The sequence below is a fragment of the Algoriphagus sp. genome, from assembly GCF_030694375.1.
Classification (GTDB): domain Bacteria; phylum Bacteroidota; class Bacteroidia; order Cytophagales; family Cyclobacteriaceae; genus Algoriphagus.
In genome coordinates, this window is record NZ_JAUXYL010000012.1 from 1 (window position 1) to 11,105 (window position 11,105).

The window sequence follows — 11,105 nt, forward strand, 5'->3', positions numbered from 1 at the left end:
CTTCGAAACACCACTATTCCATTCCCAAAAAATATTCCTCCAAGGGGGTCAATTTACTCCGGCTAGCGGGGGTCAATTTGCTCCGGCCAGAAGGGGTCAGTTTCCTTCGGCTAGCGGGGGTCAATTTGACCGGATTTTGCATATTAGTATCGAAAACGGAATTTGCCAAGTAATTACCCAGCGATGTGATCGTTTTTATGGGTATGGCGTTACGTCTTCCCTTTAAAGGTAAAAGTATACATGAAATTTTTGAACATCCTTTACTAGGCTGGAACCAAATCCAGGCCTTCAACCTCTCAAAAATTTTCCATTGTCAATCCCATTATTGAACTGGTAATTACCAAATGATTTTTAAGATCTCTAGGAAGATCGTAGAGAGTTTTATCGTCGTCAATTATGACAAAATTCTTTGGTTTCTGATGGGTAAGAAACCATTACAGGATTTTATCTTTTCGCTTACCAAGGAAATCCGAACTTGTAAGGCGTTCAAGATTTTTGACCTTTATTCCTCTTTTCTTAAATATTTCTTTCCTTTCTTCAATGGTAAATCGATTTCTGTGACTGGTACTTAAAATTATTTTTGAATCGGATGAGAGCAGGCTCTTTAGTCCTTTGATGGACTTTTCAGTAAACATAGGAAATCCGTCCTCCAGTAATTCTGGAGTTTTCCAGGCAACACCTGAAACCATTACACCATCTATGTCTAAAAAAATCAACATTTTGTAAATCTAATTTATTGAATGGAGCTCATCTTATTAAGTCTTCTACTTAATATTCAACGCTACCTTATAGACAAAGAATCTTTTTTCTATTTGCATTAAGAGAAGAAATTCTCTTGATTTTCACCCCAAGCTTTCTGGCACCCTCAATTTTTTCATTCTCAATTCCATCACCGATCACTTCCCCTCTTTCCCTCCCAACTCCAGATCCTGACAAACATACTCCAACAGCTTGCAAGGATCCTCATCAATCGCTTTGGCAATTAAATAAAGTTCGGCAGCTGTAAGTTTCGCTTTTTGATCTAAAGTTAGAACACCTATTCGTTGCGATGTCATTCCAGTTTTCCGGGCTACATCAGCTTTGTTTATTGATTTTCTAATAAATATCTCTCCTAATCTTGTCATACTATCTTTCTTTACTTAAAAGTAATAATTCTTGAAAAATAACATGAAAAACTTGATTAAATGTTTTTGAATATCAATTTAAACATGATATATTTACAGAAATACATGTTAAATGCTTGAGAAAAACAAAGGAGATACCCAGGTAAAAGGCCTTTCTCTTCAGTTGGATCAAGAGGAGGCGAACAAGTATCGAGAGTCAATGATCCGATTATTGGATCGAATCGAAATCTTGGAAAGCGATCAGGTACAGCGAGACGATATCAAAACGATCTACAGGCTGTTGGACTATTTTTCAAAAGATTCTTAACCCATGAAAAAACTAAGTGTCTTCATCCATTCGCTTTTTTCCTCTCCACGGCTTGAGGTGACTGGGATTGGTTGGGTACCTTTTTGTTTTTCAGAAGTAAGTCTTTTGAATGATCAATCACAGGGATTATTGGCCTACGACTGGCTCTACTCCCGCAAGCCCAAGAATCCGATTTGAGGGCCAAGTTTTTTCGCCGATTAAGAGGATGCGCAGCCTCGAGCAGATCGGTTACCCTACACTCAGGTCAGCAAGCTTAGCATAGCTGGTAGCGCTGACAATTCATCTATTTCTTAACCTGAAGCTGGCCGTTTGGAGGTCGGGTGGGAGACTTGTGCGCCGTGGCGTAGGTTTGTCTGATTAGAGGCGAGAAGCAAGAGCCAAGAAGCTAGAAATAGCCAATTGTTACTTGCATTGCCTCAATCTCTACCTGAATCCCGCTATGGTCCATGGTCTATTGGCTATGGACTCACAGCCGTGGACCGTCGACCCTTGACCAAAGAATCCTCCAGCTTCACAACCATTTCAAAGCATGAACAAACTACTACTCACATGCTTCCTGGCATTGCTATGTCTTGTCGGGAGGTACCTCGTAGCACAGAGCAAAGTTGTGCGATCACCCGGGGCTGAACTTCTTCATAGGTCAGACAGCCCCAATCGGGAGGGAGCAATCCTTCCCGATACTTTCATCGAGTACACTAATGGAGCAGAAATCTCCAGTTCACCACTACCCAGCAGTGGACCGTGGACTGTTGACAGTGGACCAAGGAATGAGACTGCCACGTCGCTCTCAGGAGCTCACTATCCTAATGGTAGCCAGGCTCGCAGTGACGACAATCTACCTCGCTCCTCCGAAATCCGAAATCCCAAATCCGAAATCGTACTTCCAACATCGGGACTTAGTTTAGTTGATAACACTACTTCCCAAGGGCAGGAGGAGGGTAACACTCCTGCCCGAGTGGAGAACGGCATGCTCTACCTCGAGCTTGCCTCACCTGTTCCTTCGGACTCACTCTACCTCCGCTTCTGGGACCAATTGGTCAGCGAACGGAGAACGGTTACTCCCGGAGTTTCTCTTGTCATCCCCGGAGAAGATGGTAATTTCTTCGAAGGAAGTCGCAATTTCCGAGTGTTTATCACACAATTTCCAAATGCAGAAACCCACGGATTTTTCTCTATAGGAAAAGGACAAAATACTCTTGCCAAGCATTGGTATTATTTCCAAGGTGATCGGGTGAGGATAAGAGCCTACCTACAAGCTGGCACCTTATTATTTGGAGGTCCGGAAGCGGAGTTTTACAAAACCCAATACGAACTGGACAGGGTATTCCTTGAAGAGAAATTCAACGCAGATCCGATTCTGATTTCAGGAAACATGGAATCCATTTTTCAGGATTCTCTTTCTGCAGCCTTATGGAAAAAGGCACAGTCCCGACCCGATGACCTCTATGTCAAAATGAAAGTCATTACCACTGCAGAGGAGGCATGGAAAGAATTTGAAACCTACATCGCAAATTCTTACATCGATCATCCAGCCTGGAAGCTATTGAGTGCCCAGTCTCTCAGCGATGAACAGACCAGTGTTCTCGAGTCCAGAATCAAAGGAGAAATCCTCTATAGTGCAATGAACAAATCGGAATTGGCAATGGAACTCATCCTCCGGGATCCGAAGAAATTCCAATTGGTAGCCGATTGGGTAGCCGAAATGAAATTGGAGAAGATGTCTTACTCGCATCCGCTCTTGGCTCAAGGTACTTACCAATGGGCTATGATGAAGGCATTTGCTTCAAATCAGCACATGTTGGAAGTAATCCGTCCACTGGCTCTCCAGCTCAGGGAGGAAGTGATCGCCTTCTGCCTGCTGGACAACTTCAACCGCCTGGGTGACCAGCTCTCTGGGCTGATCCAGTCAAGTCTCACTATGGTGGAGAGCCCCTGGATCAAAACACGTTTGGAACAGCTTTCCGAAACCAATGCAGGAATTTTTATAGGGGAAGGCTTACAGGATGTTTCTGGCAAAATGGTGAATCTCTCCCAACTGAAAGGGAAGACCCTACTCATTCATTTCTGGATCTCAGGATGTAAGTTCTGCCTCTATGAATACCAAAACGTGATGCGCGAGATCAGTGAAAAGTATGCCGATGACCCGAATATACAGATCATGACAGTCAATGCAGATGTCTCGGTCGATAATTGGAAGAAAAGCTTAAGCACCGGAGAATACACCTCGGAATCCTCCCTGAATCTATGGGTGCCTCAAGGAACTGGCTTACTCAAGACCTACAGCATTCATTCCTTTCCACAAAAAATGATTATAGGACCAGACGGAATAGTAAACCTCCAATCCATCAACAAAATGGAATTGGATGATCTGGCAAATCGTCTGGAAGCAATTTCCAATTCTTCCATTTCTACTTCTTTCCCACCAAACCCCTAATTCCATGAATAAATACAGCATACTCATTCTGTTTCTTTTACTGCTGTCCGAACTGGCAGCTGCCCAGCAGGCACCGCTTAAAGGAACTGTTTACTCCGAGGATGGAATTGGACTTCCCGGTGCATTACTCTACTTAAGAGATACTGATTTCAGAACAGTTAGCGATGAAAATGGAAGATTTTCCCTTTCTGCTCCCAATGGAACCTATGTACTAATGGTGTCTTACATCGGAATGGAAACGGTTCGTATGGAAATCTCTATTCCAAGTGGTAATCCATTGGAAATCCGGCTAAAAATGGAGTCTCTGGATCTGGAATCGTTTGAGGTAGTATCTACCGGTTATCAGACGCTTCCCAAGGAGCGGGCTACAGGATCATTTGTCTTGCTGGACAGCCAACTCGTACAGCGGAAGGTAAGTGCCAATATTTTGGACCGTCTGGAAGATGTAACGCCTGGCTTGGTTTTCAATCGAGGGCCCCAAGCTGCAAATGACCCAATTTCTATTCGAGGAAGAGGAACGATTTTCAGTAATACTGCCCCGCTCATCATTGTGGACAATTTTCCTTATGATGGTCCAATAGAGAATATCAATCCAAATGAAGTGGCAAGCATTTCAGTTCTTAAGGATGCAGCCGCAGCTTCCATTTGGGGGGCAAGAGCCGGGAATGGCGTCATTGTGATCACCACTCACAGGGGTAGAAAAAATCAACCACTGAAGATCAGCTTGAATTCTAACATCACCAGCACTCAGCATAGGGATTTGTTTTATGTACCCCAGATGGGAATTCCGGAATTCATTGAAATAGAACAAGCCCTTTTTGGCAGAAATTTCTACCGAAGCCTGGAAAACAATGCAAACAAACCCAAACTCTCTCCGGCAGTCGAAACGCTCATAGCCTTGAGAGATGGAAAGCTTACCCAGCAGGAAGCAGATTTGCAACTTCAAACAATGGGACAAAGGGATATCAGAAGGGATATTGAAAGCCAATATCTCCGACCTTCATTAAGCCAACAATATGCACTTTCATTAAGTGGAGGAGGGGAGAAGTCCAGCTACCAATTTTCATTGGGCTATGACCAAACACAGCAGGATATCATCGGCAACCAAAACTCCCGATGGACAATGACCTCTGGCAATGAATGGGATCTGCTGAAAAATCGGGTAAAAGCAGGCATGGTACTTAATTTCTCAAACCAAAATGGAATAAACCGCACCGCTTTGCCGACAGGCTATGCATATGACCGTCTAATGGATGAAGCGGGGAGACCTCTTTCCGTGGCCAATATTTATAGTACTAGATATATCGAATCGATTCAGAATCAGGGATTATTGGACTGGAGGTATGTCCCTCTAAATGAGATTGGGCAATTGGACCACTCCACCCAAGGTTATGATTTGAGAGTAACTCCTTCACTTCAAATTAATCTAGCCAAAGGACTAGATTTGGGACTTTACTACCAATACTGGAGGAATCTTTCAAAAACCAACAATCGTGATCCTCTATCCTTATTCTCTACTCGAGACCAGATCAACAGGTATACCCAGGTAGGACCGGACAGGTCGTTAAGCTATCCGATGCCGATAGGTGATATCCTTTCGATCGGTAATTCCGAGTCATATTCCCATACCTTTCGGCCACAGTTGACCTACCAGAAGGATTGGAAACAAAACCATTTCCTCAATGTATTGGCAGGGGCTGAGGTAAGGGATTTACAGGCTGAGAATTGGAGCACCAGATATTATGGATATCGGGACGATATGGCTACAAGTGTTAATGTGGATTTAATCACCAGATTTCCATTCTATTACAATCCCGGTCAGCAGGGAACATTGCTTTCCGGAAATTCACTTGGAGGAAGAACGGATCGTTTTATTTCCTATTACGCAAATGTAGGCTATGATTTCAAACACACCTATTTTCTTACTGGAAGCATCAGAAAGGATCAAGCTAACATCTTTGGGGTTGAAGCTAATCTCCGAGGAGTACCGCTCTGGTCAATTGGAGGGGCTTGGATTATTTCAGAAAATCTCAAAGCCAATCTTCCAAATCTTCCATTCTTAAAGCTCAGAGCCACTTATGGGTCCTCAGGTAATGTGGACAAGAGTCTATCGTCTGATGTCACTGCGCAATACATTACATTTCAGTTTTTTGATGTACTACCACAATTACGGGCAGCGACCATTGTCAATCCACCTAATCCAAACCTAAGATGGGAAAAAATCAATACCACGAATATAGCTTTGGATTTTGAAACGCAGGATGGACTTATTGGAGGTTCTGTCGAGTACTATTTAAAAATGGGAACTGATCTGTTGGGAGATTATTCAGTGCCTGCTGCGCTTGGGCTAACCAGCTTCACAGGTAATTTTGCCAAAACCCAAGTCAGAGGAGTTGATTTCAATTTGGTGTTGAGGCCTATTCGTGGTCAATTTACATGGGTATCAAATATCCTCTACAGTGGAGTAAGCGAAAAAGTATTGGATTTTGAGCGAAAGCCCACGGTTGCAAATCTTTTGGGGACGGCCTTCAGTGCAAATCCACAACCCATTTTAGGACGTCCATTGTATGGTATTTATACTTACCAATGGGCCGGTTTGGATCCCCAGAATGGCAATCCTTTGGGAATCTTGGATGGAGAATCCAGTGATAACTACCTTGGGATTTCGAGAGCTGCGACAATAGAAAACCTTCAATATCATGGTTCGGCACGACCCACCACATTTGGAGCGTTTAGAAATGATTTTTCATATAAAGGCTTCGGACTTTCGGTAAATATATCCTACCGATTGGGATACTATTACAAGCGGAGATCGATAGATTATTTCACCCTGCTTAGAGGTGAAATTGGCCACGGCGATTTTGATCAAAGATGGCAGAGACCCGGTGATGAAGCCATTACTCAAATACCCTCATTGCCTGCTTCCGCAGATACGAGAAGAAATGCTTTTTACACAAATTCTGCGGCCTTGGTAGAAAAAGGTGATCATTTCAGATTAAATGATGTCAGGTTTTCCTATACCTGGGATAAACGACAAAGTCAGAACCTTCCATTCAAAACCCTTCAAATTTATACCTATGCCAATAATCTAGGGATAATTTGGAAGGCATCAAATGATCGGTTGGATCCGGATTTTCAATCCGCCAGACCCTTAAGCTCCTTTTCCGCGGGACTAAGAATCGATTTCTAAAAATTAACAATCGGGGTAAAAGGAGGTGCTTTTCTCTTTTGGTTTAGAATTTAAAATCCTCCCGGCAGATACGATGCTCCCACCCCTTTTTTATAACTATAAATTCATCATAACATGAACAAACGCGCATCAATATTCTTGATTATTATTGGCTTTTTCTCGGTTTCCTGTGAGGGATTTCTGGAAGAAAAACCCGTTAAATCCATCCTAGTGCCTAGCACAGTGGAGGATATCAGAGCCATCCTGGATAATTACACGACGCTCAATTCCAACTCCCTCGCTTCATTTATTCTTTCTGATGATTGGGTGACTTCTTCTGCCAATTGGGAGGCATTAAATCCATGGGAGCAAAATGCCTACCTATGGCATAAGGAAATATTTCAGCCTCAGGAAAGGTCAGTGGATTATAATAGGCTGCATCGGAAAATATTCTTTGCAAATAATTGCTTGGATATATTGGAAGGATTGGAAAACCAATCCACACATGTAGCACAATTAAAAGGAGAAGCCCTTTTCGTCAGATCACTGGCTATGATTCAACTGGGGCAGCTCTTTTTGCCTCATTTTGAAAGTTCAGAGGCAGAGATTATCAAGATTCCTATCAGATTTTCAGCTGTTGTAACTGGACCATCTCAACTTATGGGAATAAACGGCCTTTTTCAAAGAGCAGAACAAGACCTTTTGGAGGCTCGTAACTTGCTTCCCGAAAAAGCGGCATTTCCAAACCGTCCTGACAAGCGTTCTGCTGCGGCACTTTTATCCAATGTCTATTTGTATTGGGGGAAATATGATTTGGCCTTGACTATGTCATTGGAGGTTTTGGATGCGGGAATTGGTTTAATGGATTATAAAAAATTAAATCCACTTTCTCCATATCCATTTAAGCTCTTTAATGAGGAAACGCTCTACTATGGAGTCACCAGTAGTTTTTCGGTAACAGCTAGTTCAGCTACTTGGATTAATCCTGACTTGATCAAAAGATATTCGACCAATGATCTGAGAAGGTCTTTATATTTCAATAAAGATGCAGCAGGAAACTTTCTTTATAAAGGCTCATATTTGGGTGATTTCAACCTTTTTTCGGGAATTGGCATATCAGAAGTCCTATTAAATGGAGCTGAATCAGCTTTCCGTCTCGGAAGAGCAACGGAAGGTCAATCAATTCTAATTAAATTGATAAAGAATAGATATGGTGATGTGAACCAATGGATTGAGGAGAATAAATCTCCAGACCTTAATACAGTTTTAGAAGAAAGAAGAAAAGAACTGGTATTTAGAGGAAGTCGATGGTCCGACATGAAGCGATTGGCCGCGATTGGAGAGTTAAAGCTTCCTTTAATTAGAAAAATAAGGGGAAGCGACTTCTTTCTTGAGCGGATGGATCAGTTCTCACTAAAGCTACCTGAAATAGAATTAGCTTTGAACAACCCATAAAAAAGCCCGGGAAATAGTCCCGGGCCACCTTAATATCACTGGATATTAATTAGCAGGAGGAAGAGGACCTCTTTTTACAAACTCCTTATCCTCACCTGGATTGATAGGATTTCTGTTGATATCATGCAGACATTCCACATCTTCCAAAACATCACAGGTATAAGTCGTTGGACCAGGTGCTATTCCGGTTACATTATACCATTGACCTCCATCTTCACCATAGACATTCATGGCAGAATTCTTTGGTGAAAATGCAACTGCTGCGAACGCAGCGAATAAGAAAGCGATTATGGGCAAAGCGCCCTTCAATTTATTCATAGTATGTCCTGTTTTTTAACAGATCAAAAACAGGGAAACCGTTTGATGTCTTGATTGGAAGGGCTTAGACTTCCACTCAAGGCCTGGTTAAATTGCCTACTCTAAAAAGGGTTTTCGGCTTGGCCCTATTTGCCCTGTCCAGTTAAAGTAGGAGTCTCCACTTCCTACCACGGAGACAGACAAGGCATGTGTTGTGGACTTATTGCATAATTCCTGCACTTAGTCCATATATTTATTCAATTGATACTTTTTTCTTAGTTTTTGATAATTTAAATTCATAATAAAAGAGAAGTTGCAGTGCCCCTTTTAATTGCTTCTACACCCTAAAGAGGGAATCATAATTGATTCTCTCTTTTTGTTTTTCGTCTCTATGGAGTTTCTTGCGCCGAGGTCAATTTCATTTTTCCTTTTTTTACCTAGGGTTCTGCCGGTTGATGAGCGCTGGTTGGTGAGCGGAGCCGAACCAAGCCGAACCACACCCTTGGCTAGTACAGTGTCAGGCCTTCAGCCTTCTGAATACTGCTATTGCCCATTGTCCTGCTTCTTGAGAAGCTGAACTTTTACTTCTTTGCGACTTACCGCCTTTGCGAGAAATCCTAACACCGACCAACTTGGCGCAAGTTTTCCGCCGACGTGAGTGTCCGCACTCACGTCCCTTGTTCGGCTCCCGTTATCAGGATGCAATGTCGATCTGCCAGTTTCAGGATTTACAATCCGACTTACCATTCCATTGCGCTGGTATCAACATCCTTTTCCATATCAACATCCTGCTTCAGCGCTGGTAACCTAACTTTCATTTTTTAACCCAGCTTTGAAAAGCTGGGCTATTAAAGAACGTGCCTTCAGCACTGGATTGGAACTAGACCACCTTCCAACTTTACCACTTTACAACTCCTCCTAACCTTACAACTTTACCACCTGACTTGTCCTGAATTGAGTTTACACAAAGTAAACTACAATGAAACGACAAAAAGAAAAAAGAACAAGGAGCATAGGATCTCTGAGTTGGGCTGAGCGGGAAGAAATGATCAAAGAGTATCTATCGGGAAATTCCTCTAAAGTTGAGATTTGGAGGAAGTATACTGGTCAATCAGTAGAGCACGGAAAAATGCTCCATTGGATGCGAATGTTAGGTTATTCTGATAGAATTGAAAATCCAATTAAAAGACAATTACCTTCGGATCCTACTAAACAAGAACGAGCAGTTTTGGCGACCAAAGACAACCCACAAGATCCCAAAGACCTTCAAAAACGCATCAAAGAGCTGGAGCGTCAGCTTGAGAATGCCCAGCTGAAAGCCGAAGGCTATGAGCTGATGATCGAAATTGCAGAAAAGGAATTGAAGATTCCGATCAGAAAAAAGTCCGACACCAAGTAATTACTACCTTAAAGGAAAGGCATCTGCGACAGGCTCTGAGTCGTTTATGTTTATTATTTGGTATGACCAGACAGGCCTATTATCAGCATTATTGGCAGAAGGAAGAAACTAGCTTTGAACAGGAGCTTGTGATCAAGGAGGTGTTACGAATCAGAAAATCCCATAAAAAAATGGGATGCCGCAAGCTCATGGTGAAGCTGGAAGCCTTCATGTTCGATCACCAGATCAAGATGGGTAGAGATGCGCTGTTTGATCTTTTGGCAGCAAATCAGTTGTTGATTCGCCGTCGAAACAGACGGGTAACTACGACCTATTCAAGTCATTGGCTTCGAAAATATCCAAATCTGATCCGCGAGTTTGTTGCTGATAGAATCAACCGGTTATGGGTAAGCGACATTACTTATTGGAGATTTAAGGATAAGTTTCTTTACATCAGTTTTGTAACCGATGTCTTCTCACATAAGATCATAGGTTATCATCTGAGTGAATCGCTGGAAGCGGAATCATCAATCCATGCCCTTCAAATGGCTTTGGATCAGTTAAAACAGCCTGTAGAAGGCCTGATCCATCATTCAGACCGAGGAATACAATATTGTTGTAAAGAGTATGTCAAGTTATTACAGGACAATAGTATAGCGATCAGCATGACCGAAAACGGTGATCCGTTAGAAAATGCATTGGCTGAACGAATCAATGGAATTGTTAAAGGAGAATACCTGGATTGCTATGAAGTGAATTCCATTCAAGAAGCCAAGGAGTTGCTTTCCCAAGTTGTCAACCTCTACAACCAAGAGCGGCCTCATATGAGTATAGGAAACAAAACTCCTGAAGAGATCCATCAAACCAATCAAAAAACAGATCGATTGTGGAAAAACTATTATCCCAAAAACCGTACACTTGTAAACCAATAAACGGACTAA

11 protein-coding genes and 1 pseudogene are annotated in these 11,105 nt (G+C 42.5%); 8 read left to right on the plus strand and 4 right to left on the minus strand.

The window, feature by feature from the left end; genetic code table 11:
* On the plus strand, positions 1-226 hold a 226-nt coding region (locus tag Q8M62_RS03785), incomplete at its 5' end, for a hypothetical protein (protein ID WP_305668018.1).
* Between the two features lie 70 nt (positions 227-296).
* Here the strand turns inward: Q8M62_RS03785 and Q8M62_RS03790 are convergent.
* Both Q8M62_RS03790 and Q8M62_RS03795 read right to left on the minus strand, forming a co-directional pair.
* Positions 297-719: pseudogene (locus Q8M62_RS03790) on the minus strand (HAD domain-containing protein).
* Positions 720-896: 177 nt separating this feature from the next.
* The gene (locus Q8M62_RS03795; protein ID WP_305668019.1) at positions 897-1,124 is read right to left on the minus strand and encodes a helix-turn-helix transcriptional regulator; all 228 of its coding nucleotides are present in this window, start codon (positions 1,122-1,124) and stop codon (positions 897-899) included.
* A gap of 112 nt (positions 1,125-1,236) precedes the next feature.
* Here Q8M62_RS03795 and Q8M62_RS03800 point away from each other — a divergent pair, with 112 nt between their 5' ends.
* The 5 genes from Q8M62_RS03800 to Q8M62_RS03820 all read left to right on the plus strand — a co-directional run bounded on the left by Q8M62_RS03800 (position 1,237) and on the right by Q8M62_RS03820 (position 8,489).
* The gene (locus Q8M62_RS03800) at positions 1,237-1,431 is read left to right on the plus strand and encodes a hypothetical protein (protein ID WP_305668020.1); all 195 of its coding nucleotides are present in this window, start codon (positions 1,237-1,239) and stop codon (positions 1,429-1,431) included.
* Positions 1,432-1,434: 3 nt separating this feature from the next.
* Positions 1,435-1,608 carry a hypothetical protein gene (locus Q8M62_RS03805; RefSeq protein WP_305668021.1) on the plus strand — a complete coding sequence of 58 codons (174 nt, stop codon included), beginning with the start codon at positions 1,435-1,437 and terminating at the stop codon, positions 1,606-1,608.
* Positions 1,609-1,960: 352 nt separating this feature from the next.
* Positions 1,961-3,865: a TlpA disulfide reductase family protein gene (locus Q8M62_RS03810; protein ID WP_305668022.1), complete on the plus strand. Its 1,905-nt coding sequence runs from the start codon at positions 1,961-1,963 to the stop codon at positions 3,863-3,865.
* A gap of 4 nt (positions 3,866-3,869) precedes the next feature.
* Entirely contained in the window at positions 3,870-7,055 is a 3,186-nt protein-coding gene (locus Q8M62_RS03815; protein ID WP_305668023.1) for a SusC/RagA family TonB-linked outer membrane protein, read from the plus strand.
* A 114-nt stretch (positions 7,056-7,169) separates the two neighbouring features.
* Positions 7,170-8,489 carry a RagB/SusD family nutrient uptake outer membrane protein gene (locus Q8M62_RS03820; protein ID WP_305668024.1) on the plus strand — a complete coding sequence of 440 codons (1,320 nt, stop codon included), beginning with the start codon at positions 7,170-7,172 and terminating at the stop codon, positions 8,487-8,489.
* A gap of 45 nt (positions 8,490-8,534) precedes the next feature.
* On the opposite strand, the gene Q8M62_RS03825 is transcribed toward Q8M62_RS03820, so the two are convergent.
* Together Q8M62_RS03825 and Q8M62_RS03830 are read right to left on the minus strand one after the other, a co-directional pair.
* Complete coding sequence (locus Q8M62_RS03825; RefSeq protein WP_305668025.1) at positions 8,535-8,807, minus strand: DUF6520 family protein; 273 nt, start codon at positions 8,805-8,807, stop codon at positions 8,535-8,537.
* A gap of 522 nt (positions 8,808-9,329) precedes the next feature.
* Positions 9,330-9,533, minus strand: a complete 204-nt coding sequence (locus tag Q8M62_RS03830) for a hypothetical protein (RefSeq protein ID WP_305668026.1) — start codon at positions 9,531-9,533, stop codon at positions 9,330-9,332.
* A gap of 232 nt (positions 9,534-9,765) precedes the next feature.
* Here Q8M62_RS03830 and Q8M62_RS03835 point away from each other — a divergent pair, with 232 nt between their 5' ends.
* Complete coding sequence (locus tag Q8M62_RS03835) at positions 9,766-10,185, plus strand: hypothetical protein (protein ID WP_304899654.1); 420 nt, start codon at positions 9,766-9,768, stop codon at positions 10,183-10,185.
* A 35-nt stretch (positions 10,186-10,220) separates the two neighbouring features.
* Positions 10,221-11,096 carry an IS3 family transposase gene (locus tag Q8M62_RS03840; protein WP_304899660.1) on the plus strand — a complete coding sequence of 292 codons (876 nt, stop codon included), beginning with the start codon at positions 10,221-10,223 and terminating at the stop codon, positions 11,094-11,096.
* Positions 11,097-11,105 lie beyond the last annotated feature (9 nt).

Coding starts and splice junctions, on each gene's coding strand:
- Q8M62_RS03820 (WP_305668024.1), top strand. CDS start 7,170: ATGAACAAACGCGCATCAATATTCTTGATTATTATTGGCTTTTTCTCG.
- Q8M62_RS03835 (WP_304899654.1), top strand. CDS start 9,766: ATGAAACGACAAAAAGAAAAAAGAACAAGGAGCATAGGATCTCTGAGT.
- Q8M62_RS03805 (WP_305668021.1), top strand. CDS start 1,435: ATGAAAAAACTAAGTGTCTTCATCCATTCGCTTTTTTCCTCTCCACGG.
- Q8M62_RS03795 (WP_305668019.1), bottom strand. CDS start 1,124: ATGACAAGATTAGGAGAGATATTTATTAGAAAATCAATAAACAAAGCT.
- Q8M62_RS03825 (WP_305668025.1), bottom strand. CDS start 8,807: ATGAATAAATTGAAGGGCGCTTTGCCCATAATCGCTTTCTTATTCGCT.
- Q8M62_RS03810 (WP_305668022.1), top strand. CDS start 1,961: ATGAACAAACTACTACTCACATGCTTCCTGGCATTGCTATGTCTTGTC.
- Q8M62_RS03815 (WP_305668023.1), top strand. CDS start 3,870: ATGAATAAATACAGCATACTCATTCTGTTTCTTTTACTGCTGTCCGAA.
- Q8M62_RS03800 (WP_305668020.1), top strand. CDS start 1,237: ATGCTTGAGAAAAACAAAGGAGATACCCAGGTAAAAGGCCTTTCTCTT.
- Q8M62_RS03830 (WP_305668026.1), bottom strand. CDS start 9,533: ATGGTAAGTCGGATTGTAAATCCTGAAACTGGCAGATCGACATTGCAT.